22 protein-coding genes are annotated in these 24,767 nt (G+C 71.1%); 9 read left to right on the forward strand and 13 right to left on the reverse strand.

Annotation, left to right across the window (positions count from 1 at the left end):
• Positions 1–51: 51 nt before the first annotated feature.
• From purM to T398_RS18995, 3 genes are all read right to left on the reverse strand, one after another.
• Positions 52–1,206 (reverse strand): phosphoribosylformylglycinamidine cyclo-ligase, encoded by a 1,155-nt coding sequence (gene purM, locus T398_RS18985; RefSeq protein WP_496448701.1) that lies wholly within the window; start codon positions 1,204–1,206, stop codon positions 52–54.
• A gap of 61 nt (positions 1,207–1,267) precedes the next feature.
• Positions 1,268–2,848, reverse strand: coding sequence for an amidophosphoribosyltransferase (purF, locus tag T398_RS18990; RefSeq protein ID WP_496448702.1), 1,581 nt, complete (start codon positions 2,846–2,848; stop codon positions 1,268–1,270).
• A 154-nt stretch (positions 2,849–3,002) separates the two neighbouring features.
• On the reverse strand, positions 3,003–3,356 hold the full coding sequence (locus T398_RS18995; RefSeq protein WP_496448704.1) for a sterol carrier family protein: 354 nt from the start codon (positions 3,354–3,356) through the stop codon (positions 3,003–3,005).
• 152 nt (positions 3,357–3,508) lie between these two features.
• Here T398_RS18995 and T398_RS19000 point away from each other — a divergent pair, with 152 nt between their 5' ends.
• Entirely contained in the window at positions 3,509–5,458 is a 1,950-nt protein-coding gene (locus tag T398_RS19000; protein ID WP_496448706.1) for a carboxypeptidase regulatory-like domain-containing protein, read from the forward strand.
• A gap of 90 nt (positions 5,459–5,548) precedes the next feature.
• Here the strand turns inward: T398_RS19000 and purL are convergent, their stop codons facing one another.
• From purL to purS, 3 genes are all read right to left on the reverse strand, one after another.
• Complete coding sequence (gene purL / locus T398_RS19005) at positions 5,549–8,008, reverse strand: phosphoribosylformylglycinamidine synthase subunit PurL (RefSeq protein WP_496448708.1); 2,460 nt, start codon at positions 8,006–8,008, stop codon at positions 5,549–5,551.
• A gap of 67 nt (positions 8,009–8,075) precedes the next feature.
• A complete protein-coding gene (gene purQ, locus T398_RS19010; protein ID WP_496448710.1) occupies positions 8,076–8,756 on the reverse strand; it encodes a phosphoribosylformylglycinamidine synthase subunit PurQ in 681 nt (226 codons plus the stop codon).
• Positions 8,753–9,016 (reverse strand): phosphoribosylformylglycinamidine synthase subunit PurS, encoded by a 264-nt coding sequence (purS, locus tag T398_RS19015; RefSeq protein WP_496448711.1) that lies wholly within the window; start codon positions 9,014–9,016, stop codon positions 8,753–8,755. Before purS ends, purQ begins: the two co-directional genes overlap by 4 nt.
• 403 nt (positions 9,017–9,419) lie before the next feature.
• Here purS and T398_RS19020 point away from each other — a divergent pair, with 403 nt between their 5' ends.
• Positions 9,420–9,986 (forward strand): YbjQ family protein, encoded by a 567-nt coding sequence (locus T398_RS19020; protein WP_496448767.1) that lies wholly within the window; start codon positions 9,420–9,422, stop codon positions 9,984–9,986.
• A 67-nt stretch (positions 9,987–10,053) separates the two neighbouring features.
• Here T398_RS19020 and purB read toward each other — a convergent pair whose 3' ends face one another.
• The 4 genes from purB to T398_RS19040 form a co-directional block, all read right to left on the reverse strand.
• Positions 10,054–11,478 carry an adenylosuccinate lyase gene (gene purB / locus T398_RS19025; protein WP_496448713.1) on the reverse strand — a complete coding sequence of 475 codons (1,425 nt, stop codon included), beginning with the start codon at positions 11,476–11,478 and terminating at the stop codon, positions 10,054–10,056.
• A 115-nt stretch (positions 11,479–11,593) separates the two neighbouring features.
• On the reverse strand, positions 11,594–13,312 hold the full coding sequence (gene argS, locus T398_RS19030; RefSeq protein ID WP_496448715.1) for an arginine--tRNA ligase: 1,719 nt from the start codon (positions 13,310–13,312) through the stop codon (positions 11,594–11,596).
• Between the two features lie 200 nt (positions 13,313–13,512).
• Positions 13,513–14,226, reverse strand: a complete 714-nt coding sequence (locus tag T398_RS19035; protein WP_496448717.1) for a GntR family transcriptional regulator — start codon at positions 14,224–14,226, stop codon at positions 13,513–13,515.
• An 18-nt stretch (positions 14,227–14,244) separates the two neighbouring features.
• On the reverse strand, positions 14,245–14,787 hold the full coding sequence (locus tag T398_RS19040) for a UTRA domain-containing protein (RefSeq protein ID WP_496448719.1): 543 nt from the start codon (positions 14,785–14,787) through the stop codon (positions 14,245–14,247).
• Positions 14,788–14,917: 130 nt separating this feature from the next.
• Between T398_RS19040 and T398_RS19045 the strand changes: the two genes are divergently transcribed.
• Positions 14,918–15,121 (forward strand): hypothetical protein, encoded by a 204-nt coding sequence (locus T398_RS19045; protein WP_496448777.1) that lies wholly within the window; start codon positions 14,918–14,920, stop codon positions 15,119–15,121.
• A gap of 29 nt (positions 15,122–15,150) precedes the next feature.
• On the opposite strand, the gene T398_RS19050 is transcribed toward T398_RS19045, so the two are convergent.
• A complete protein-coding gene (locus T398_RS19050) occupies positions 15,151–16,443 on the reverse strand; it encodes an acetyl-CoA C-acetyltransferase (RefSeq protein WP_496448720.1) in 1,293 nt (430 codons plus the stop codon).
• Positions 16,444–16,496: 53 nt separating this feature from the next.
• Here T398_RS19050 and T398_RS19055 point away from each other — a divergent pair, with 53 nt between their 5' ends.
• The 3 genes from T398_RS19055 (at position 16,497) to T398_RS19065 (ending at position 19,433) form a co-directional block, all read left to right on the forward strand.
• A complete protein-coding gene (locus tag T398_RS19055; RefSeq protein ID WP_496448722.1) occupies positions 16,497–17,852 on the forward strand; it encodes a 3-oxoacyl-ACP reductase in 1,356 nt (451 codons plus the stop codon).
• Positions 17,852–18,745, forward strand: a complete 894-nt coding sequence (locus T398_RS19060; protein WP_496448768.1) for a MaoC/PaaZ C-terminal domain-containing protein — start codon at positions 17,852–17,854, stop codon at positions 18,743–18,745. Before T398_RS19055 ends, T398_RS19060 begins: the two co-directional genes overlap by 1 nt.
• A 70-nt stretch (positions 18,746–18,815) precedes the next feature.
• Entirely contained in the window at positions 18,816–19,433 is a 618-nt protein-coding gene (locus T398_RS19065; RefSeq protein ID WP_496448724.1) for a DedA family protein, read from the forward strand.
• Between the two features lie 131 nt (positions 19,434–19,564).
• Here the strand turns inward: T398_RS19065 and T398_RS19070 are convergent, their stop codons facing one another.
• On the reverse strand, positions 19,565–20,221 hold the full coding sequence (locus tag T398_RS19070) for a TetR/AcrR family transcriptional regulator (protein WP_496448725.1): 657 nt from the start codon (positions 20,219–20,221) through the stop codon (positions 19,565–19,567).
• Between the two features lie 67 nt (positions 20,222–20,288).
• Here T398_RS19070 and T398_RS19075 point away from each other — a divergent pair, with 67 nt between their 5' ends.
• The 3 genes from T398_RS19075 to T398_RS19085 all read left to right on the forward strand — a co-directional run bounded on the left by T398_RS19075 (position 20,289) and on the right by T398_RS19085 (position 23,457).
• Entirely contained in the window at positions 20,289–20,741 is a 453-nt protein-coding gene (locus T398_RS19075) for an SCP2 sterol-binding domain-containing protein (RefSeq protein ID WP_496448726.1), read from the forward strand.
• A gap of 2 nt (positions 20,742–20,743) precedes the next feature.
• Complete coding sequence (locus tag T398_RS19080) at positions 20,744–21,958, forward strand: acyl-CoA dehydrogenase family protein (protein WP_496448728.1); 1,215 nt, start codon at positions 20,744–20,746, stop codon at positions 21,956–21,958.
• A gap of 161 nt (positions 21,959–22,119) precedes the next feature.
• Entirely contained in the window at positions 22,120–23,457 is a 1,338-nt protein-coding gene (locus T398_RS19085; protein WP_496448730.1) for an MFS transporter, read from the forward strand.
• 21 nt (positions 23,458–23,478) lie between these two features.
• On the opposite strand, the gene purD is transcribed toward T398_RS19085, so the two are convergent.
• Positions 23,479–24,729, reverse strand: coding sequence for a phosphoribosylamine--glycine ligase (gene purD / locus T398_RS19090; protein ID WP_496448731.1), 1,251 nt, complete (start codon positions 24,727–24,729; stop codon positions 23,479–23,481).
• Positions 24,730–24,767: the final 38 nt, after the last annotated feature.

Raw genomic sequence — 24,767 nt, forward strand, 5'->3', positions numbered from 1 at the left:
TCGGGATCGGCGCGAAGCCCGGATCGGCAGTCCAACCGGGCACCGAGGCGATCAGCCACGGGTGTGCTGCCCGACCAGCTGGACATTGCCGGTGCCGTCGATGATCTCACCGGCCTGCCACGCATCCACGCCGCGGCCGGTGAGGGTGGCCAGCGCGCGGTCGGCATCCTCGGCGGAGACGATCGCGAACATGCCGACGCCCATGTTGAACGTCGCTTCCATCTCCGGGGCCTCAATCCGCCCCTTGGACTGCACCAGGTCGAAGATCGGCTGGGGCTTCCAGGTAGCGCGATCGACAACCGCGTCCACGTGCTCCGGTAGGACCCGGACCAGGTTCCCCGGGATACCGCCCCCGGTCACGTGGGCGAATACCCGGACCTCCGCCTCGGCGATCAGCTTCAGGCAGTCCTGCGCATAGATCTTGGTCGGGGTCAGCAGTTCCTCGCCGAGGGTGCGTTGCCGGCCAAAGTCCTCGATGACCACGTCCAGGCGCATCCGGCCGGCGCCGAGCAGCACGTGCCGGACCAGGGAAAATCCGTTGGAGTGTAGGCCGGAAGCGCGCATCGCGATCACGACGTCGCCGACCTCCACCCGCTCGGAGCTGAGGATTCCGCTCTCCTCCACCACCCCCACGCCGGTGGCCGAGATATCGTACTCATCCGGCCGGAGGACACCGGGGTGCTCGGCGGTCTCCCCACCCAGCAGGGCACAACCGGCGTACCGGCAGCCGTCGGCGATGCCGGCGCCGATCTCGGCCACCCGGTCCGGTACGACCTCACCGGTGGCGATGTAGTCGAGCAGGAACAGCGGCTCGGCACCGCACGCCACCAGGTCGTCCACGACCATGGCGACCAGGTCGATGCCGACCGTGTCGTGAATGTCGAGCTGCTGCGCGATCACCAGCTTCGTGCCGACCCCATCGGTGGAGGAGGCCAGGATCGGGTTCTTGTACTTCTTCGTGTCCAGCCGGAACAGGCCGGCGAAGCCACCCAGGTCGCCCATCACCTCCGGTCGTCGAGTCTGCTTCACCTTCGACTTGAGCAGCTCGACCGCGCGGTCGCCCGCCTCGATCGAGACACCGGCATCCAGGTACGAGGCCGAACGTTTGCGCACCGGACGCCCGGTGGCGTTGGTCCAGGGCTGGCGGTCACCGCCGGCACCGGTCTGGCTACTTCCTGCGCCGCTGCGCTCGGACACGTGGGTCACGGTTCTCCCCTTAGATGGTCCTGGTGCGAACCGGCGATAGCCGGGTTGCACCCGGGTGGTGCTACCGGATGTGGGTGGTCGGCTCTTCCGGGTCAGGGCGCGGCGCCCGCGCCGAGCTGAACGCGTCGCGGCCGCTCGGAGCGGCGACGAACGGACTGGCGTGCGGTTCGGAGGACTCGGCGGCGACCCGCCGACCGACCCCCTCCAGCACGTGCTTGCCGATCAAGCTGTCAGCGGGCAGCTCGATCGGATACTCACCGTCGAAACACGCACGGCAGAGCCGGCTCTTCGGTTGCTCGGTGGCCGCGATGAGACCGCTGAGCGACACGTAGCCGAGCGTGTCGGCACCAATCGACCGCCGGATACCCTCATTGTCCAGGCCGTTGGCGAGCAACTCGGCGCGGGTGGCGAAGTCGATACCGTAGAAGCAAGGCCAGGAGACCGGCGGCGAGGAGATCCGAACATGCACCTCCAGCGCGCCAGCCTCGCGGAGCATCCGCACAATGGCCCGCTGGGTGTTGCCCCGGACGATGGAGTCGTCCACGACGACCAAGCGCTTACCCCGAACGTTCTCGCGTAGCGGGTTGAGCTTGAGCCGAATACCGAGCTGACGCAGCGTCTGCGACGGCTGGATGAAGGTCCGCCCGACGTACGGATTCTTCATCAGACCGGCCCCGAAGGTAATGCCGGACTCGGCCGCGTAGCCGATCGCGGCGGGGGTGCCCGACTCGGGCACGGGGATCACCAGATCGGCCGATACCGGGTGCTCCCGAGCGAGCTGACGACCGATCTGTACGCGTGCCGCGTGCACGTTCCGGCCGGCGATCGTGGCGTCCGGACGGGCGATGTAGACGTATTCGAAGAGGCAGCCCTTCGGCTCCGGCGCGGCGAAACGGGCGGAGCGCAGCCCATCCTCGTCGATCGCGATCAGCTCACCCGGCTCGACCTCGCGGACCACACTGGCACCGACGATATCGAGCGCGGCCGTCTCACTGGCCACCACCCAACCACGCTCCAGTCGGCCCAACACCAGCGGACGGACCCCGTGGTGGTCACGGGCCGCGTAGAGCGTCGACTCGTCCATGAAGACGAAGCTGAACGCTCCTCGTAGCTGCGGCAACACCTCCAGAGCGGCGGCCTCCACCGACAGATCGGGTCGGCTGGCCAGCAGCATGGTCACCAGCGAGGTGTCGTTGGTGGCCCCGTCGTCGGTCAACGCCCGCTCGCCGGCCTCCCGCTGCAGCTCGGCCGTGTTGACCAGGTTGCCGTTGTGGGCCAGGGCGATCGTCGTGCCGGAAGCGGTGGAGCGGATGGTCGGTTGGGCGTTCTCCCAGGTGGAGGCGCCGGTGGTCGAGTATCGCGCGTGGCCGATCGCCACATGACCGCGCAGACTGGCCAGGGTCGGCTCGTCGAAGACCTGGGCTACCAGGCCGAGGTCCTTGTAGACCACCACGCCCGTGCCGTCACTGACTGCGATTCCCGCCGCCTCCTGCCCCCGGTGCTGCAACGCGTACAGCCCGAAGTAGGTCAGGTTGGCGACCTCCTCGCCGGGGGCCCAGACCCCGAAGACACCACAGGCGTCCTGGGGGCCGGGACGCTGGGGGTCAAGGTCGTGGCTCAACCGGCCATCGCCTCGGGGCACCTGCCGCTCCCTCTTGCTGGACTGGCCAGGCGAATCACGGGATCCGCTCCCCGGCCGGGACCGCTTGTCGTCGCTGACAGTGTACGCGAACCCCTGCCTACACAGAAAGTCACGAAATCACTGCATCCTGTAATGGTCAACCTGCTGTCACCCACTAAAGCGGCAGGTACGCGGCCAGGTCCGCCCGGGCCCCACTGACCCGTACGTGACCCTCGGCGACCGCTTCCGCCCAGGAGACCCGTCCCGTCGCCACCCGCAGCCAGGTCTCCGGGTCGGTCTCGACCACGTTCGCCGGGGTGCCCCGGGTGTGCCGGGGGCCCGGGACGCACTGCACCGCGCCATAGGGTGGGACCCGCACCTCCACCGATCGACCGGGCACCCGCTCCGCGAGCACGGTCAACAGGGCACGGACCGCCGCTCGGAGCACCGGACGATCGGGGTTACGCCCCTCGTCAAGCGCTGACAGCGCCGCCACAACGGCAGCGGTCCTAGCGTATGAAGGGGGCACAGCGGGACGATACGGCGCGCGCGGGGCGGCTCACACACCGGCCCTGGGTCGCGCCGATCCGACTGGACAAGGCATAGTAGCTCACGGCGTATTCGTACCGTGATGATCCCCGGCCCGGCGACCGCCGGCCACCGGGAATCCAGTGGAAGGCGGTGGACGTGTCAACACACCGACGTGCCTGGAAGCAGCGGGCCGGTGTGGTCGTGGCGTTGCTGGTCGGCGCCCTGCTCGCCGTCCCCGCCAGCCCGGCCTCCGCCGCCCCCGCGGTCAACAAGGTTTCGGCCTCACCGAGCCGGGTCGAGGCGGGCGGAAGCACCACGGTCAGCTACTCGATCGAGGCCTCGGCCAACGATCCCGCGACCGTGACGGTGGAGTCCAACAACGGAAAACTCGACTGCGCCACCGGCTGCGATATTGACGTCAAACAGGGCGGGAACTTTCAGGCCACCTTCCGGCTGGCGGACGACGCGGCCGACGGAGAGGCCACGATCACCGTCACCGCCAAATCCGTCGGCGGTGACGGTACCGGTACCGGGACCACCAAGGTCACCCTGGTGGGCAAGCCGGAGCCACAGCCCAGCCCGAGCCAGCCCTCCCAGCCGCAGACGGTGAAGTCGGTCTCCGGGGAGGTGGTCAACCAGAACACCGGCAGCCCGGTACCGGGAGCCCAGGTAGTCCTCAAGGACTCCAAGAACAACAGGTTCGACACCAGCACCGACAACGGGGGAAACTTCCGGTTCACTGGGAGCACTCAGAAGCCGATCGCCCCCGGCCGACTCGACATCGGCGCGAGCATCGACGATTTCGCCGCCACCAAGACCCTGAGTGCCTCCACCGGGCAGAGCATCTCCGGCCAGCGGATCTCACTCAAGATCGCAGCGCAGACCCCGAGCCCCACCGCATCATCGAGTGTCGAGCCGGCACCGACCGTGGGGGTGGAGGAGCAGACCGACGAGCCGGTCGAAGCCGCCGTGGATGCCCCCGTGGCGGACGCCAGCGACGAGGAGTCCGGCTCGCTGCTGATCATCCTGCTCGGTGGCCTCCTCGTAGCAGCCGGCGTCGGCACCATGGTGCTGCTGTGGCTACGCCGCAAGGAGACCGACGACGAAGACGAGGCGGGTGCCACCCCCTCCGGCGCGGCCACGGGTGCCGTCCCGGTTGCCCGCGGTGGCTACGGCGGCACCGACGATCAGACGCGGATCGTGAATCCGACCGCGGCAGCGCCGACGATGGTCGGCGGGGACCCGTCCCTCGCCGAAGCTCCCACGATGATGCACAGCCCGGTGGTTGACGATGTCCCACCGGACCCCTATGGCGCTCCGCCGCAGCCCTACAATGCATCCGCTGGCCAGTCCAGCTGGGCCGACAGCGGGTACGGCGCCACGTCCCCCGCGTCCGGCGGCGGGTACGGCGCCAGCGACTACGGCATGTCCTCGTCGGCCAGCACCGGCTATCCTCCCGCCTCCGGCGGGACCTCTGGCTACGACAATCGGTACGACGAAGCGACCGGCCGCTACCAGACGGCCGCCACGCAGTACCCGGCCCCGGTCGACCCGTACCCCACCGGGAGATACCAGCAGGACGCCGGCTACAGCCAGACCGAGCCCGCGTACGGGCAGGGGGCCGAGCCGGCCAGTGGCTACGACCAGCGGGGGGGCTACGGCGGGTACGGCTACGACCAGCAGGGCGGCTACGGCGGGTACCACCAGGGACCACCCGCCCAGCAGGCCGGCTACGGCTACGACCAGCAGGCCGGCTACCACCAGGAACCACCCGCCCAGCAGGCCGGCTACGGCTACGACCAGCAGGCCGGCTACCACCAGGAACCACCCGCCCAGCAGGCCGGCTACGGCTACGACCAGCAGGCCGGCTACCACCAGGAACCACCCGCCCAGCAGGCCGGCTACGGCTATGACCAGCAGGGCGGCTACGGCGGGTACCGCCAGGAACCACCCGCCCAACACGGCGGCTACGACGACCGTGGGTATGGCCAGGGCGGCTACGGCAGTGGCTACGGGGAGCCGACGCAGGCCGATCGGACCCGGTCCGACGCTCCCCCGCCGGACCGGAGCGGTCGCCGGCTGGACTGGCTGGACGACTGACAGCAGAATCCGGCCCGGCTGAAATCAGCCGGGCCGGATCGCCTTACTCGGGTCGGGTGCCGGACCGGGCGGGGCCGGCACGGCAGGGGATCACACCGGTTCGCTCGGTCCTCCCGACTGTGACTCGGAGCTGGCGGCCGGCCCGGTGGCAGGTTCCGCTCCGCCGAAGAGGCGGGGCAGGGTGGCGCTGTGCGCCGCACGCAGCTCCGCCAGGCTGAGCCGGAACTGCCCGTGCAACTCCAGCGCACCACCCGCCGGATCGGTGACGCCGATCCGCTCGCACGGCACCCCCTGCTCGTCGGCCAGCGCGGTGAACGCCTTCTCGTGCCCACGCGGCACCGAGACCAACACCCGGCCAGCAGACTCGCTGAACAGGAAGACGAACGGCATCGAACCGTCGGTGAACTGCTCCGGCAGCATGATCCGGGCACCGACGCCCCGGCGCAGGCAGGACTCGACCAGAGTCTGCGCCAGACCGCCGTCGGAGAGGTCGTGCGCGGAGCTGAGGTGCCCGCCCCGGGCTGCCACCGCAATCAGTTCGGCGATCGCCCGCTCGCGGTCGAGGTTCACCTGGGGAGGTACGCCGCCGAGGTGTTCGTGGGTGGCCCACGCCCACTCCGAGCCGGACAGCTCCACGTGCGTCTCGCCGAGCAGGTAGATCTGGTCGTGACCGTCGTCGCGCGGGACGAAGCCCATCGGGACGCGGTCGGCCACGTCGTCCAGCACACCGAGGACGCCCACCACCGGGGTCGGATGGATGGCTGCCGCACCGGTCTGGTTGTAGAAGCTGACGTTACCCCCGGTCACCGGGATGCCCAGTTCGCCGCAGCCGTCGGCGATGCCCCGGACGGCCTCGGCGAACTGCCACATCACGCCCGGGTCCTCCGGCGAGCCGAAGTTGAGGCAGTCGGTTACGGCGATCGGCTTCGCGCCGCTCACCGCCACGTTCCGGTACGCCTCGGCCAGCGCGAGCTTGGCGCCGTGGTACGGGTCGAGGCGTGCGTACCGGCCGTTGCCGTCGACGGAGAGCGCGATGCCGATGCCACTGCGCTCGTCAATCCGGATCACACCCGAGTCCTCGGGCTGGGCGAGCACGGTGTTGCCGAGCACGTACCGGTCGTACTGCTCGGTGACCCAGGTCTTGTCGGCGAGGTTCGGTGCGGCGATCATGCGCAGGACCGTCTCCCGCAGGGCCTCCGGGTCACTCGGCCGGGGCAAGGTCTCTGCTCGGTCGGCCTGGAGCAGAATCAGGTCGGCCGGCTCCCGCATCGGCCGGTTGTACACCGGGCCGTCGTCGGCCAGCGAACCCGGCGGGACGTCAACGACCAGATGGTCTCGCCAGGTGACGACCAGGCGGCCCGGCTGCCCGTCCGCCGCCGGTGGGGTGACCGCACCGATCGCGGTGGCGAGCACGCCCCACTTCTCGGCGGTCTTGAGCACCGCCTCCAGCTTCTCCGGCTCGACCACCAGCAGCATCCGCTCCTGGGACTCGCTGGCGAGGATCTCGTGCGGCTCCATCGAGGCTTCCCGCAGCGGGACCCGCTCGAGCCAGACCCGCATGCCGGTGCCCGCGGCGGCGGCGGTCTCGGCGAGGGCGCAGGTCAGCCCGGCGCCGCCGAGGTCCTGGATGCCGACGACGAGCTGCTCGTCGTAGAGTTCCAGGCAGGCCTCGATGAGCAGCTTCTCGATGAACGGGTCACCCACCTGCACCGAGGGGCGGCGCTGCTCGCTGCGCTCGTCGAAGGTAGCGCTGGCCAGCACCGACACGCCGCCGATGCCGTCCCGGCCGGTCTTGGCGCCCATCAGCACGACGACGTTTCCGTCGCCGGCGGCGGCCTTGTTCTGGAGTCGGTCGATCGGCAGCACCCCGACGCAGAGGGCGTTGACCAGCGGGTTGCCCTGGTAGCAGGGGTCGAAGACGACCTCGCCGCCGATGTTCGGCAGGCCGAGGCGGTTGCCGTAGCCGCCGACCCCGGCGATCACGCCCGGCAGTACGCGAGCGGTGTCGGGGTGGTCGGCCGCGCCGAAGCGCAGCGGGTCCATCACCGCGACCGGACGCGCACCCATGGCGAGGATGTCCCGGACGATGCCGCCGACGCCGGTCGCCGCGCCCTGGTAGGGCTCGACGAAGCTCGGGTGGTTGTGCGACTCGACCTTGAAGGTCACCGCGAGCTCGTCGGAGACCCGGACCACGCCCGCGTTCTCCCCGATGCCGGCGAGCAGCCGGTCGCTGGACGGCGCCTTCTCCCCGAACTGGCGCAGGTGCACCTTGCTCGACTTGTAGGAGCAGTGCTCGCTCCACATGATCGAGTACATGGCCAGCTCGGCCTGGGTGGGCCGCCGGTCAAGCACCTGCCGGATCCGCTGGTACTCGTCGTCTCGCAGACCGAGGTCGGCGTAGGGCTGAAGCTCGTCCGGGCTGTTCCCGGCGTGGGGGACGGTGTCCACGCCGCCGGCCCAGCCGATGATGTCGGCGCCTCGGTCCGGCGCAGCCGTCGCTCCGGTTGCCGCGGCGTCTGAGGTATCCCGGGCCGGGTCCTGGGTGGTCATGGCCTCTCCTTGTTACGCAGCGGGCCGCCCGTCGGGCGGGTGAGCCGACCGATGATGCCGCCTGCGGTCACGCCGCGGTCTCCACCAGGTGCTTGAGCGCCGAGGTGAAGAAGCCGAGGCCGTCCAGGGAGGGGCCGGTGAGCTCCTCCACCGCGTGCTCCGGGTGCGGCATGATGCCGACGACGTTTCCGGCGGAGTTGGTGATCGCGGCGATGTCCCGCTGGGACCCGTTCGGGTTGCCCACATAACGGGCTACCACCCGGCCCTCGGCTTCGAGCTGGTCCAGCGTCGCGGCGTCCGCGACGTAGCAGCCCTCGCCGTTCTTGACCGGGATCAGCACCTCCTGGCCGGGCTGGAACGCGTTGGTCCAGGCGGTGCCGGCCGACTCGATGCGCAGGACCTGGTCCCGGTTGCGGAAGTGCAGGTGCTGGTTTCGGGTCAGCGCACCGGGCAGCAGGTGGGCCTCACAGAGGATCTGGAAGCCGTTGCAGATGCCGAGCACCGGCAGACCCGCTCGGGCGGCGTCCACGATCGTCTCCATCACCGCGGCGAACCGGGCGATGGCGCCGCAGCGCAGATAGTCGCCGTACGAGAAGCCGCCGGGCAGGACGACGGCGTCCACCCCGTGCAGCTGCGGGTCGGCGTGCCAGAGACGGATCGGCTCGGCGCCGGCGAGCCGAACTGCCCGCGCGGCGTCCCCGTCGTCGAGCGAACCGGGGAACGTGACCACACCTACTCGGGCGGTCACGGTTGGGCGCCCACGGTCTCGCCATCCTCGGCCAGTCGGATGGTGAAGTCCTCGATGACCGGGTTAGCGAGCAGCTTGTCGGCGATCTCCCGGGCCTGGTTCAGATCTGGCTCCCCGGTGAAATCGATCTCGATCCGCCGGCCGATCCGGACCGAGGCGACATCCTCGACGCCGAGCCGAGGCAGCGCGCTAGCGACGGCCTGTCCCTGCGGATCGAGAATCTCCGGTTTGAGCATGACGTCGACGACGACGCGAGGCACTGGGCACTCCTGACTGTGTACGCAGTTGGGTGCCGACCCACAAGGGGCGAGCGCAGCCAGCCTACCTGGCAGATACCGCGCCGCCCGCACCGGCCGCACGCGGATTGGGCAATCTCCGGCGCGGTTAAGGCGGGCACAAAGTCCGATGCCGTTCCGTTGTGACCCCGATGCGATTTCGTTGCAACCGACCACGTCGTTGACGGACCTACCAACGGAGCGATACAGCCCCAGAGAATACAGGAGCTTCAATTTATATCCCAGCAGCCGCCGCCGGACTCATTCCCATCAGCAAATCGGGGTGGCCAGCGGCGTCGGCCTCCGGATGCATAGGCGGTGTCGCGTACAACCGCGCCTGGATCGCCTCGGTTTCCGGTGTCCGACGGTTAGCGCCAGCACGGCGCAGCTGGCCGGCCAAGCGCCGACCGTCCGCGCCGCGCTGTTTTTCACCATCCGATCAGGTGAACAAGGCCCACGTTCGACCTCAGCGCCGGCTGACAGCATCAGAACCGTGCTGGTCGTGACGACGGATCAACTACCCGGTTATGAGGTCCGCCAGATCCTCGGCGAGGTGGTCTCCTCGATGGCCAGGACCCGTAACCCGTACCGCGAGGGCGTGAAGAACCTCCGGGGCGGCGCGTACGACCCGATGGCGCCGGACAACCTCACCCGCTGGCGGGCCGACTCGGTGGCCCGCCTCGGCGAGGAGGCCCGCCGGCTCGGCGCGAACGCGGTGATCGGGATGCGGTTCGACAGCCGGGACTGCGGCGAGATGTGGATGGAGATCTGCGCCTACGGCACGGCGGTGATCGTGGTACCCCGGGTCCCCGACGTCATGCCCCCCGACCAGCCCCTGGTGGCGGCCGAGACCGCACACGAGCCGACAATCACGCCGGAACCCAGCGGCATCGGCGAGCCAGCCACCGCACCCGACCTGCGTAGCGCGGCCGAGACTCCCACCCCCGAGCCCTGACCCGCCGCACCCCGACCCACGAGGGCCGCCGCCGACGGGCCAGGGCGCGGGGCGGGGACAGCGGCGATCAGAGGATCGGCGGCGGGCTGTACCCGGCGGCACCGGGGTGGCGGTCGAGAACCGCCGCGACTCGCTGCACCACCGCCTGGACCTGGGCGGGGGCGGCACCGACGAAGGCCGTACGGTCGGCCACCAGGTCGGCGATGTCGGCGCGGGTCAGGTTCAGCCGGTCGTCGGCGGCGAGCCGGTCGAAGAGGTCGTTTTCGGTGGCGCCCTTCTCCCGCATCGCCAGCGCGACCGCCACCGCATGCTCCTTGATCACCTCGTGGGCGACCTCCCGGCCGACGCCCCGCCGTACCGCCGCGACCAGGATCTTGGTGGTGGCCAGGAACGGCAGGAACCGCTCCAACTCCCGGTTGACCACGGCCGGGTACGCGCCGAACTCGTCCAGCACGGTGAGGAACGTCTGGAACAGCCCGTCAGCGGCGAAGAAGGCGTCCGGCAGCGCCACCCGACGCACCACCGAGCAGGAGACATCCCCCTCGTTCCACTGGTCGCCGGCGAGCTCGCCGACCATCGACAGGTAGCCACGAATGATCACCGCGAAGCCGTTCACCCGCTCCGACGACCGGGTGTTCATCTTGTGCGGCATCGCGCTGGACCCGACCTGGCCCGGCTGGAAGCCCTCGGTCGCCAACTCCTGGCCGACCATCAACCGGATCGTGGTGGCCAACGCCGACGGCCCGGCCGCCACCTGGGCCAACGCCGCGAGCACGTCGAAGTCGAGCGAACGCGGGTAGACCTGACCGACGCTGTCCAGCACCCGGCCGAACCCGAGGTGCTCCGCCACCCGACGCTCCAACTCGGCCACCTTGCCGGCGTCCCCGCCGAGCAGGTCGAGCTGGTCCGCGGCGGTGCCGACCGGGCCCTTGATCCCCCGCAGCGGGTACCGCCCGATCAGGTCGTCCAGCCGCTCGTACGCGATCAGCAGTTCCTCCGCCACCGAGGCGAAACGCTTGCCCAGCGTGGTGGCCTGGGCCGCCACGTTGTGCGAGCGCCCCGCCAGCACCAGGCCCGAGTGCTCGACGGCAAGCTGGGAGAGCCGGGCCAGGGTGGCGACCACCCGGTCCCGGATCAGCTCCAGGGAGGCCCGCACCTGAAGCTGCTCGACGTTCTCGGTCAGGTCCCGGGAGGTCATGCCCTTGTGCACGTGCTCGTGCCCGGCGAGCGCGCTGAACTCCTCGATCCGCGCCTTCACGTCGTGTCGGGTGACCCGCTCCCGCTGCGCGATCGAGGCCAGGTCGACCTGGTCGAGCACCCGCTGGTACGCCTCGACCACCCCGTCCGGCACGTCCACGCCGAGATCCCGCTGCGCGATGAGCACGGCCAGCCAGAGCCGCCGCTCCATCCGAATCTTCTCCTCCGGGGACCAGAGGGTGACCAGCTCGGGGGAGGCGTACCGGTTGGCGAGCACGTTCGGGATCGTCGTCACGGCCCTATTCTCCGGTACCCGGGCGCAGCGTCCCCGGCCGGGCCGCCGCCGGCCACGCGAGCCGGACGCGCGAGCCGGCCATGCGAGCCGGATGCACGGCCGGCACGCCCGGTCGCTACATCCGGTCGGGGGTGGCGATGCCGAGGAGGTACAGGCCCTGCCGGAGGACCCGGGCGGTGAGGTCGCAGAGGGCCAGCCGGCTGTCCCGCACCGCGTCCTCGGCCCGCAGGACCGGGCAGGCTTCGTAGAAGCCGCTGAAGGTGGTGGCGAGGGTGTGCAGGTAGCCGGCGAGCCGGTGGAACTGCAGGGTCTGCTCGACGTTGGCCACCACGGCTCCGAAGCTCGCCAGTTCGAGGGCGAGGGCGTGTTCGGCCGAGTGCCCGATCGTGATCGGGGCGGGAGTGAACTGCTCGATCTCGGCCCGACGGAAGATGGACCGGATCCGGGCGTGGGCGTACTGCAGGTACGGGGCGGTGTTGCCGTCGAGGGAGAGCATCCGCTGCCAGTCGAAGACGTAGTCCTTGTTCCGGTCGGTGGACAGGTCGGCGTACTTGATGGCACCGATGCCGACCGCGCGGGCGACGTCAGCGACCTCCGTTGCGGAGAGGTCGGGGTTCTTTTGCCGGGCCAACTCGGCGGCCCGGGTCACGGCCTCGTCGAGCAGCCCGACAAGTTTGATCGAGTCACCGGTCCGGCTGCGCAGCATCCTGCCGTCCGAGCCGAGGATCGAGCCGAAGCCGAGGTGCTCGGCCCGCGCCGGTGACCTCAACCAGCCGGCCTGCCGCGCGACCGCGTACACCAGCTCGAAGTGCTGACGCTGCGGCAGACCGACGACGTAGAGCAACCGGGTCGCGCCGAGGTCCTGGGTGCGGTGGCGGATCGCCGCGAGGTCGGTGGCGCCGTAGCCGTAGCCGCCGTCCCGCTTCCGCACAATGATCGGTAGCGGCTGCCCGTCGCGGCCGGCGAAGCCGGGCGGGAAGACGCAGGCGGCGTCGCCGCTCTCCCGCAGCAGGCCGAGCCGATCCAGCTCGTCGGTCACCGGGGCGAGCCGGTCGTTGTAGTAACTCTCCCCGCAGAAGTCCTGCTCGGTCAGGAGGACGCCGAGCTGGTCGTAGACGGTGAGGAAGTACTGCTCCGACTCGGCGACGAGCAGCCGCCACAACCGCAGCGTCAGCTCGTCCCCACCCTGCAGGGCGACCACCCGCTGCCGGGCCCGCTCCCGGAACGCGTCGTCGGCGTCGAACTTGGCCCGGGCCGCCTTGTAGAACGAGTCCAGGTCCCCGACGGACAACTCGTCGGCGGCCTCCGACTCACCCAGGTCGAGCAGATGCTCGATGAGCATCCCGAAGGGGGTGCCCCAGTCCCCCAGATGGTTGGCCTTGATCACCTGATGCCCGAGCCATTCGAGCAGCCGTACGGCGGCGTCACCGATCACGGTCCCCCGCAGATGCCCGACGTGCATCTCCTTGGCCACGTTCGGGGACGAATAATCGACAATCACCGTCTCCGTGGCGGCGCTGGGCGCGACCCCGAGCCGGGTGTCGGCGGCCGCGGTCGACAGCAGCGTGCCGAGTGCCGAGTCGGCAACCGTCAGGTTGATGAAACCGGGACCGGACACCGTCACCGCCGAGCAGAGGTCCGCCAACTCCACCTGGCCCAGCACCTCGGCAGCGATGTCCCGTGGCCGGCGGCCAAGCCGGCGCGCCAGGGAGAGGGCGGCGTCGCATTGGTAGTCCGCGTGCTGCGACCGCCGCACGGCCGGATCGACCCGTTCGCCGGCCACCGCCGAGAACGCCGGTGCCAGCCGGTCCGCCAGCAACTTCTCAAGATCCATGAAAGGTACGCCAATCTCGGGGAGCAGATCGACGACCAGGGTGTCCGGCGGATCGATCCGCCGGACACGAAGGGTCAGCTCAGGCGGTCGAGGAGGACTCGTCGGAGCTCGATGCTGGACACGGACGGGAGACTACCGAAAACTCCGGCGCGCCACCGACCGATTTCCGCCCGCGATACGTCCAGAAACCGGGCCCGGAACTACCCCCGCCGGTCGTAGTGCAGCTCGTGCCGGTGGCTGCCCTTGACGAGGATCGACACCTCGACCGGTCTGGCGTCAACCGATCGGATCACCCGCAACTGGCGGAGCACCGGTACGTACGGCGGCAGGTCGAGCGCTTCGACCTCCTCCGTCGTGGGCATCCGCGCGCAAACCCGGTCCCGCGTATGCCGCTGCGGGTACCCAAGATCTGCCAGAGCCCGCGGGGCACCACCCGGGATCTTGCGCCGCTCGGCGAGCTCCGTACCGCTGGCGATGGCCGCCGGATAGTACGACCAGGACAGCTCAACCGGCTCGTCACCACACACGAGCAGCCGATGCCGCAGGACCGCTCGTTCGTCCGCACCTATCTCCAGTTCCCGCGCCACCTCGGCGGGCGGCACCACCTCTGCCACCGAGCGGAGCCGGTAGGCGTACCCGTCGGAGGTGGGAGCGAGGTAAGCCGACGCCTCCACCACCAGCGGTCGCCTCGGCCGGACGTAGACGCCCTTTCCCACCTCGCTGTAGACAGAGCCCTCCGCCTTCAGCGCACCGAGGGCACGCTGGACTGTCGCGGTGGCAGCGGCGTACTGCCGCACAAGCGTCGGGATCGACGGCAGCGCTGACCCCGGCGGCAACTCGCCGGACATGATGCGGGACCGAAGGTCGGCCGCGACCTGCTCATGACGGGGACGGCTGTCGGATCCGCTCGCCATGTCCGCTGCTCCGCTCCGTCAGTCGATCGCCAGCTCGTACCGGAGGTGTCGCCCCCACGGCACCATCGTCATGACGCTGACCTCGACCGCAACGTCGTCCTGCGTGCTCAACACCCGGGTGAGGCCCAGCGCCCACTCATGATCGGCCAGGCCAAGCAGGCGCCGCTCAGCTGGCTCCGGCAAGCGCGTGTAGACATCCTCTCGTACCCGCCTGGGACGATAGCCCACCTCAGCGAGGAATCGGACGGCCCCACCGCGGATCTTCCGTTGTTCGGCGAGAGCGGTACCGCGGGCGATGGCGACCGGATAATACGAGTCCGTTAGTTCCACCGGCTCGTCGTCCAGCAGCATCAATCGCCTTCGGACGGTCACCGGGTCGCCCGGTGCCACTCGTAGCGCCGCAGCCACCTCAGCGGCCGCCACCACCTCACCGACCGCGAGTATTCGCTGCGTACCGCTTCGGCCCTGCCCCGCGGCGTCGGCGGCCCACACGTCTCCAGCATGAGTCGCGTCCGGTTGGACATAGGGCATCGAGACGCTGAGCCAGTCAGATCCGCCCATCGCTACCTCCCCGCGGTTCCTTGTTGCGTCAGCGTATCCATCTATGCCTGCTCACGCATCGTCACACCTTGCTACTTTATTCGAATGGCAGCAAAGTCGGAGCGATCGTCACCCGACGGCGCAACAACCTTTGCCGGAGTGGACGCAGCGGGCCACCAGCGACTCCGACCGCCGACGCGGCACTCGGCGGCGCCTACTCGACCGGTACGCGGGCAACTCCGCAGCGCTCGGCATCTACCTGAGCACACAGCTGACGGCAGCGGTACCCGACCTGCGTCACCTTCCACCCGAGGAGTTGTACGAACGGTTCCTGGGCTGGCTGCGACTGGCCTAACGCCGTGGGCTGCCCGGTTGGCGCCTCGGTCAGCGTTCCAGGATGGCCGTTACGCCCTGCCCGCCCGCGGCGCAGATCGAGATGAGCCCTCGGCCGCCGCCGCGCTCGGCGAGCAGCTTGGCCAGGGTCGCCACGATCCGACCGCCGGTCGCCGCGAACGGGTGCCCGGCGGCCAGCGACGAACCGGTGACGTTGATCCGCTCCGGGTCGATCGCTCCGAGCGGGGCGTCCAGCCCGAGCCGGTCCTGGCAGAACTCCGGCGACTCCCAGGCGGCCAGGGTGGCCAGCACCTGCGCGGCGAACGCCTCGTGGATCTCGTAGAAGTCGAAGTCCTGGAGCGTCAGCCCGGCGCGGGCCAGCAGCTGGGGCACCGCGTACGCGGGGGCCATCAGCAGCCCCTCCTCGCCGGGCACGAAGTCCACGGCGGCCGTCTGCGACCAGGTGAACCACGCCTGCACCGGCAGGTTGTGGGCCCGCGCCCACTCTTCACTGGCGAGCAGCACGGTCGAGGCGCCGTCGGTCAGCGGCGACGAGTTGCCGGCGGTCATGGTGGCCTGCTCGGCGTCCGGGCCCTTCGTTCCGAAGACCGGGCGGAGGTTGCCGAGCTTCTCCAGGCTGGTGTCGGGCCGCAGGTTCTGGTCCCGGGTCAGCCCGAGGTACGGCGTCATCAGGTCGTCGAAGAACCCCCGCTCGTACGCGGCGGCCAACCGGTGGTGCGACCGCAACGCCAGCTCGTCCTGCGCCTGCCGGTCGACCTGCCAACGCCGGGCGGAACGGGCGGCGTGCTCGCCCATCGACAGGCCGGTGCGGGGCTCGGCATTGCGGGGGAGTTCCGGCCGGAACGGGTGTGTGGGACGCAACCGGCTGGCGGTCCGCACCCGCTCCCCGAGGGTCCGGGCACTGTTCAGTTTGAGCAGCGTGCGCCGCAGCTGCTCGTTCACGGCGAGCGGCGCGTCGGAGGTGGTGTCGACGCCACCGGCGATACCGACCTCGAGCTGCCCCAGAGCGATCTTGTTGGCGACCAGGATGGCGGCCTCCAGGCCGGTGCCGCAGGCCTGCTGGATGTCGTAGGCGGGGGTGTGCGGGTCGAGCTTCGAGCCGAGCACCACCTCGCGGGTCAGGTTGAAGTCCCGGGAGTGCTTCAGCACGGCACCCGCCACCACCTCGCCGACCCGCTGGCCGGCCAGGCCGTACCGGGCGACCAGCCCGTCGAGGGCCGCGCCGAGCAGGTCCGCGTTGGACGCGTCGGCGTACCGCGAGTTGGAGCGGGCGAAGGGGATGCGGTTGCCGCCGATGACCGCGACCCGCCGGATGTTCTGCATGTTCCCGCCTCCTCTGGGGTTGCTCTCAACCTACTCGCCAGTAGGCTACGCCTATGACCGACAGGTACGCGAGCTTCGTCCAATCGGGGGTCGGCCGGGGGCTGGTCAAGCGCCTCGGGCTGCCCGACCCGCCCCAACTCCGCCGACACCGGAGCGGTGACCCCCTCATTCCCGGACCCGTCCTGCTCGGTGCCGCCGCCGGTGGCCGGCTCGCCGGCAGCGTCGGCAAACTCCTGACCGCCGCCGGAGTCGAACTCCGCGACCCGGCCGATGTCGCCCCCGGGGCCCGGCTCGGCGCCCTCGTCTACGACGCCACCGGGATCACCGACTCGACCGCGCTGCGCCAGCTCTACGACTGCCTCCACCCGCACGCCCGCTCGGTGCTGCCCAGCGGTCGGGTGGTCGTACTCGGCACCCCGCCCGCCGAGTGCGCCACGCCCCGACAGGCCACCGCGCAGCGGGCGCTCGAAGGGTTGACCCGCAGCATCGGCAAGGAGTTCGGCCGGGGGGTCACCGCCCAGCTGGTCTATGTCACCGACACCGACGACCCCGGCACCGCAACCAGCCTCGAGGCCACGCTCCGCTTCCTGCTCTCCGGGCGCTCCGCGTACGTCTCCGGTCAGGTGATCCGGGTCGGCGCCGGGCAGGCCGCGCTCCCGGCGGACTGGGACCGCCCGCTGGACGGCCAGGTCGTGCTGGTCACCGGTGCGGCGCGGGGGATCGGTGCGGCACTGGCCCGGGTCCTGGCCCGAGACGGTGCCGAGGTGGTCGCCCTGGACACCCCGGCCGCCGGTGAGGAGTTGGCCGCAGTGGCCAACGACATCGGTGCCACCGCCGTGCAGCTCGACCTCACCGCCCCGGACGCCCCGGCCCGGCTGGCCGATCACCTCTCCGCCCGACACGGCCGGGTCGACGTGGTGGTACACAACGCGGGCATCACCCGGGACCGGACGCTCGGTCGGATGGATGTCGACCGGTGGGACCAGGTGATCGATGTCAACCTCTCCAGCCAGGAGCGGATCAACGACCTCCTGCTGGAACGCGAGTTGGTCCCGGCCGGGGGCCGGATCGTCTCGGTCTCCTCGATCGCCGGGATCGCCGGCAACCGGGGGCAGACCAACTACGCCACCAGCAAGGCCGGCGTGATCGGGCTGGTCGAGTCGCTCGCCCCGGTGCTGGCGGAACGCGGCATCAGCGTCAACGCGGTCGCCCCGGGGTTCATCGAGACCCGGCTGACCGCCCGGATCCCACTGATGCTGCGCGAGGCCGGCCGGCGGATGAACAGCCTCGCCCAGGGTGGGCTGCCGGTGGATGTCGCCGAGACGATCAGCTGGCTGGCCTGGCCGGCCACCGGCGCGGTCAGCGGCAACGTGGTCCGGGTCTGCGGCCAGAGCCTGCTGGGGGCGTGATGGGAGGCCCGCCGGAGCCGTCCGACATCGCCGCGGCCACCCGGTCCCGGGTCCAGCTGGCCGCGCTGCCGACGATCGGCGCCCTCTACCGCCGGGCCCTGCGCGGCGCGCTGCCCGGGACCGGGTCGCGGCGGGCCGAGCAGCCCCCGGCGGTCGAGTTGGGGGTCGCTGGCATCGCCGTCGACCGCGGGCACCTCGCCGACTACGACCGGGTCTGCGGGTTCCGGCTCGCCGACCGGTTGCCGGCGACGTTCCCGCACGTCCTGGGCTTCCCGCTGGCGCTGGGCCTGATGACCGCGCCGGACTTCCCGATCCCGCTCGCCGGCGTGGTCCACGTCGGCAACCGGATCACCGTCCACCGCCCGATCGACGCCGCCGAGCCGCTCGACTTCGTCACGTACGCGACGAACCTGCGCCCGCACGACCGGGGCCGACTGATCGACGTGGTGCTGGTGGGCACCGTCGGCGGCGAGGAGGTCTGGCGCGGTGTCTCCACCTACCTGGGCCGGGAGCAGACGCCCGGCGGTGGCGAGCGAGCCAACCGGGGTGACCGGCCCCCGGCGCCGCGTACCTCCGCACGCTGGCGGGTCGAGCGCCCGGTCGGGCCCGCGTACGCCCGGGTCTCCGGCGACCACAACCCGATCCACACCTCCTGGCTCGGCGCGCGGCTCTTCGGCTTCCGGGGCCCGATCGCGCACGGCATGTGGAGCAAGGCCCGCTGCCTGGCCGCGCTGGAGCCACGGCTGCCGGACGCGTACACCGTAGACGTGGCGTTCAAGCTGCCGGTGCCGTTACCCGGCACCGTCGCCTTCGGCAGCACCTCGGCGGGCGACTTCGCGCTGTGCGACCTGCGGGACCGCCCTCACCTCATTGGCACGCTCCGCGAGCGGTGAGAGCGCCCTCATCCTTCCTTTTGTGACGGAAGGGCCCCCTTTCCCATACCGGCGCGCCGAGCATGAGGAGATGGAGTCCGCGCTCGACCTGCTGCGGCAGCTGATCACCTCACCCGTGGTGTATCTGCTGCTGTTCGCGCTCACCGCGGTCGACGCGGTCGTCCCGATGGTGCCGGCCGAGACCGCGGTGATCACCGCGGCGGTACTGGTCAGCGGCGACGTACCGGAGCTGGCGGGCATCTGGACCGCCGCCACCCTCGGCGCGCTGGCCGGCGACCACGCCTCGTACGTGATCGGCCGGGGCGGCGGCGCGCGACGGCTGGCCAGGCTACCGGCGCAGAGTCGGCGGAAAGCCAGTTCGGAGTGGGCCCGACGGGCGTTGCACCGGCGGGGTGGGCTGGTCCTCACCACCGCCCGCTACGTCCCCGGCGGGCGAACGGCGGTGACCCTGACGATGGGTGCGGTGCGCTATCCGCCCCGGTCGTTCCTGCTCTTTGACGCGATCGGCGCGGGGAGTTGGGCGTTGTACAGCGTGCTGCTGGGCCACTTCGGCGGGCTGGCGTTCCAGCAGGAGCCGCTGCTTGGCGTACTCGCTGGCCTGACCCTTTCGGTCGCGGTGACCGGCCTGCTGGAGTTGACCCGGCGGCTACGCCGGCGCTCGCGTCGCCGGAACACCGCCCACCGGTAACCGAGAACGCCGCCCCGTGCAGACCGAGGGCGCCCCGCCGGAGACCGAGGACGCCGCCCGTGCAGTCCGAGGGCGCCCCCGCCGGAGACCGAGGGAGCCGCCCGCCGGAGACCGGTGGCGATCCGGACGCGTCAGGAGGGGGCTTCGCCCCGTTTGTTGGGCGGGCGCCAAAGGGTCCCGGCGAGCAGTTGGCCAGCGCCCACCCAGGCGACGTTCATCATCCGGGTGGCGGTCTGCTCCGGATCCGCCTCCGGGTGGTCGACCAGCCAGTCGGCGACTGACTCGGTCGCGCCGACCAGGGCGTACGCGACGACCTCCAGTTCGGTCTCGGTCACCTCGCGCCCCTCGCTGCGCAGGGTGTGTTCGAGCATCCCGGCGACGACCTCGACGATCCGCCGCCGCAGGGCGGTGAGCTCCCTGGCGAAGGGCTGCTCGCCCCGGGCCTGCCGGTAGAGCACCGCCCAGCCGTCGCGGTGCGCGCCGACGAAGCCGAGGAAGGCTTGCAGGCTCCGCCAGAGCCGCTCGTCGGCCGACAGGTCGGGGGCGACGGCGTCGGCGATGGCCTGCATCATCCGGGTGCCCTCGCGGTGCAGGCAGGCGACGAAGAGCTCCTCCTTGGTGCCCAGGTACGCGTAGACCATTGGCTTGGAAATGCCGGCGTCGTCGGCGATCTCATCCATGCTGGCCCCGTGGTAGCCCCGTCGGGAGAAGACCCTGACTGCGGCATCGAGCATCTGTTGCTCGCGGACGGCTCGGGGCAGCCGGCGAAAGGTGGGGGTACTGGACACTCTTGCGAGCATACCTACTCGTGCGTAGGGTTACGCGCGAGTAGTCAAATTTCGGAAGGTGCGCCCCATGACTGAGTTCGACCCGGCCAAGTTCGCGAACGTCGGACCCAAGGAGTTCGCCCAGCTGGTCAAGTCCACTCCCGACGACAAGATCACAGAGATGATGTCGGGCGACCTCCGCGGCAAGGTCCTCGACGAGGTCTTCGGCCGGATGCCGCAGCTGTTCCGCGCCGACCGGGCGGGCTCGACCAACACGGTCATCCACTGGAACATCACCGGCGGTCCCGACGGCGGCACCGACACCTACGAGGTGGTCATCGCCGACGGCGCCTGCACCGTCAACCAGACCTCCCAGCACGACCCGAAGCTGAGCCTCACCCTGGGCCCGGTGGAGTTCCTCAAGACCGTCTCCGGCAGCGCCAACCCGGTCATGATGTTCATGAGCGGCAAGTTGAAGGCCAAGGGCGATCTGGGACTGGCCGCCAACATCGCGAACCTCTTCGACATTCCCAAGAGCTGACAGTGGCCGAGTTCTCGCTCGATCTGACCGAGGAGCAGCGGGATCTTCGTGACTGGGTGCACGGCTTCGCCAGCGAGGTCGTCCGCCCAGCCGCGGCCGAGTGGGACGCGCGGGAGGAGACCCCGTGGCCGATCATCCAGGAAGCGGCCAAGGTCGGCCTCTACGACTTCGAGTTCCTCGCAACCTGCTGGGGCGACCCCAGCGGCCTCTCCCTACCGATCGCCTGTGAGGAACTCTTCTGGGGCGACTCCGGCATCGGCCTGAGCATCTTCGGCACTGGCCTCGCCGTGGCCGCCATCTACGGCACCGGCACCCCGGAGCAGCTGATGGAGTGGGTGCCGCAGTGCTTCGGCGACCTCGAATCCCCCGCCGTGGCAGCGTTCTGCACCAGCGAACCCGAGGCGGGCTCCGACGTCGGCGCGATACGCACCCGCGCGGTCTACGACGAGGCCGCCGACGAGTGGATACTCAGCGGCCAGAAGTCGTACGCGACCAACGGCGGAATCGCCGGCGTGCACGTGGTCACCGCCTCGGTCGACCCGGAACTCGGCTCCCGCGGGCAGGCGGCGTTCGTCGTACCGCCGGGCACCCCCGGGCTCGCCGCGACCCGCAAGCTCCGCAAGCTGGGCCTACGCGCGTCGCACACCGCCGACGTCTTCCTCGACGATGTCCGCGTACCCGGCCGCTGCCTGCTCGGCGGCAAGGACGCGCTGGGCGAACGGCTGGCCCGGGCCCGCTCCGGCCGGCGGGCCGCCTCCCAGGCGGCGATGCGAACGTTCGAGCTCTCCCGGCCGACCGTCGGCGCGCAGGCGATCGGGGTGGCCCGCGCCGCCTACGAGTACGCGCTGGACTACACGAAGGAACGGGTCCAGTTCGGCCGACCGATCATCGAGAACCAGGCGGTGGCGTTCGCGCTGGCCGACATGAAGATGGAGATCGACGCCGCCCGGCTGCTGGTCTGGCGCGCCTCCTGGATGGGGCGCAACAACCGGGCCTTCACCGCCGGCGAGGGCTCGATGTCAAAGCTGAAGGCCAGTGAGGTCGCGGTCAGCGCGACCGAGAAGGCGGTGCAGCTGCTCGGCGGCGCCGGCTTCCTCCGCGACCACCCGGTCGAGCGGTGGTACCGAGACGCCAAGATCTACACCATCTTCGAAGGCACCTCCGAGATCCAGCGGCTCGTCGTCGCCCGCGCCATCTCCGGCGTCCAGATCCGCTGACCCGCGCCGGGCTCCCCGGAGCCCGGACGCTCACCGGCCGCTCACCGGGCCCAGATTCTGCCGGGCCCGGGGAGCGGCCCCCGAACTCCGCGCGGCCGGCGCCGTCAGCAGACCCGTCAGCGCTGCAATACGCCGCTGCCAGTCCCGACCGACTGGCTATGATGATCTTCACGATGACTCGGACCGAACACCGCCGCCGGACACCGTTGCTGCTGGTCGAGGCGGCGACGCTGCTCTCGGCCACCGGCAACGGCGTGGCCGTCGTGGCGCTACCCTGGCTGGTCTTGGAACGCACCGGCAGCGCCACCGCAGCCGGGGTGGTGGCCGCCGCCACCGGATTACCACTCCTGCTGTCCAGCCTCTTCTCCGGCACGGTCGTTGACCTACTCGGGCGTCGCCGGACCGCGCTGGTCTCCGACGCCCTCTCCGCCGTCTCGGTCGCCGCCATCCCCCTCGTCGACGCCCTGGTCGGGCTGAACCTCGGCTGGATCGTCGCGCTGGCCGTCCTCGGCGCGGTCTTCGACCCGGCCGGAATGACCGCCCGCGAGACGCTGCTGCCCGCCGCCGCGCAGGCCGCCGGCTGGCGAATCGAACGGGCGAACGGCGTCCACGAAGCGATCTTCGGGCTGGCCTTCCTGATCGGCCCCGGAGTCGGCGGCCTACTCATCGCCACGGTCGGCCCGGAGGCGACGTTCTGGGTCACCGCCGCCGGCTTCGCGCTGTCGGTTCTCCTGATCGCGGCCGTCCGGCTGCCCGGCGCCGGCCGTCCCGAACGCCCACCCAGCGGCCTGTGGCGGGGCACGCTGGAAGGGTTGGGCTTCGTCTGGCGGGACCCACTGCTGCGCACCCTCTCCCTGATCACGATGGTGCTGGTCGCGCTCTACCTGCCGGTCGAGGGGGTGCTGCTGCCCGCCTGGTTCGTCGCCGAGGGGGAACCCGCCCGCCTCGGTACCGTCCTGATGGCGATGAGCGCCGGAGCCGTGGCAGGTGCGCTGGGCTCGTCGGCGGCCGGTCGGTTCATCCGCCGCCGCTCCCTGCTGGCCGCCGCCCTCGTGATCACCGGCCTGGCCCTGCTCGGGCTCGCGTTCCTGCCGCCGTACCCGGGGATGCTCGCCTTCGCTGGCCTGGTCGGGCTCGCCTACGGGCCGGTCAACCCGCTGGCCAACTACGCCATGCAGACCCGTACCCCGGAGCAGCTCCGCGGCCGGGTGGTCGGGGTGATGACCTCGTTCGCGTACGCCGCCGGGCCCGCCGGTTACCTGCTGGCCGGCCCGCTGGTGGAGTGGCTGGGCCTGGCCACCGCCTTCCTGGTGCTCGCCGGCGCGCTCCTGGTGGCCGCGCTGGTCGCCGCGCCGCTGCCGGTGTTGGCGGCATTGGACGACCCGCCCCGATATCCGCCCGCCCCGCCCGGTGGGACGACGGGGCGGAGCGAGGGGCCGGTGCCGCTCGGCGAGCAGTGGTTGCCCGCCGCGCACCGCGACCCGCCAGCTTCCCGATGAGTCGGCGCCCGCCGACGGCGGTCAGCCGGGAATGGTGATCCGGCCGGCCACCGCCGCCGCGGCGATGTCGGTGCGGTGGTGCGAGCCGGCCAACTCGACGCCGCGGACCGACTCGTAGGCGGCGTCGCGCGCAGCGGCCAGGTCGGAGCCGGTGGCCGTGCAGCTGAGGACCCGGCCACCCGCGGAGAGCAGCGCGCCGTCGGCGGCCCGGCGCACCGTACCCGCGTGGATGATGCCCGAGACCTCCGCCCCGTGGATCACGTCGCCCGTGCGCGGCTTCGCCGGGTACCCCTCGGCGGCCACCACGACGGTGACCGCCGCGCCCGAACGCCACCGCAGCGGCGGGTGCGCGGCCAGCTCACCGGTGGCGGCGGCGTGCAGCAGCCCGGCGAGCGGTGTCTCCAACAGGGCCAGGACTGCCTGCGTCTCCGGGTCACCGAAGCGGGCGTTGAACTCGATCACCCGAGGGCCGGCGGCGGTGATCGCCAGGCCCACGTAGAGCAGCCCGGCGAACGGCGTGCCGCGCCGCCGCAGCTCGGCCAGGGTCGGGTGGGCGATGTCGCGCATCACCTCGTCAACCAGGCCGGGCGGCGCCCACGGCAGCGGCGCGTACGCCCCCATGCCGCCGGTGTTCGGCCCGGTGTCGCCGTCCCCGACCCGCTTGAAGTCCTGCGCCGGCAGCAGGGGGACGGCCGTCTCACCGTCGGTAACGACGAAGAGGGAGACCTCGGGGCCGGCGAGATACTCCTCGATCACGACCTGGCCGCAGGCCCGCGCGTGCTCCTCGGCCGCCCGGCGGTCCTCGGTGACCACGACTCCCTTACCGGCGGCGAGACCGTCGTTCTTGACCACGTACGGCGCACCGAAGTCGTCCAGCGCCCGGCCGACGCTCTCGGCGTCGGCGCAGCTGTACGCGCGGGCGGTCGGCACTCCGGCGGCGGTCATCACGTCCTTGGCGAACGCCTTCGACCCCTCCAGTCGCGCGGCCGCCGCGGACGGCCCGAAGACGGGGATACCCTCGGCCCGCACGGCGTCGGCGACCCCGGCGACCAGCGGCGTCTCCGGCCCCACGACCACCAGGTCCGCGCGGCACTCGACCGCGAGCGCCGCCACCGCGACCGGATCGGTGAAGACCACGTCCCGCATCCCGGCGACCGTGCCGATCCCCGGATTCCCCGGCGCGGCGAAAAGCACCTCGACCGAGGGATCGGCCACCAACCCGAGCGCGAGGGCATGCTCCCGCCCACCGCTACCAATCAGAAGTACCCGCACGGGGATGATCCTACGGCCCCCACTCGCAGCCCACTCGG

This window comes from Salinispora goodfellowii, assembly GCF_059570675.1.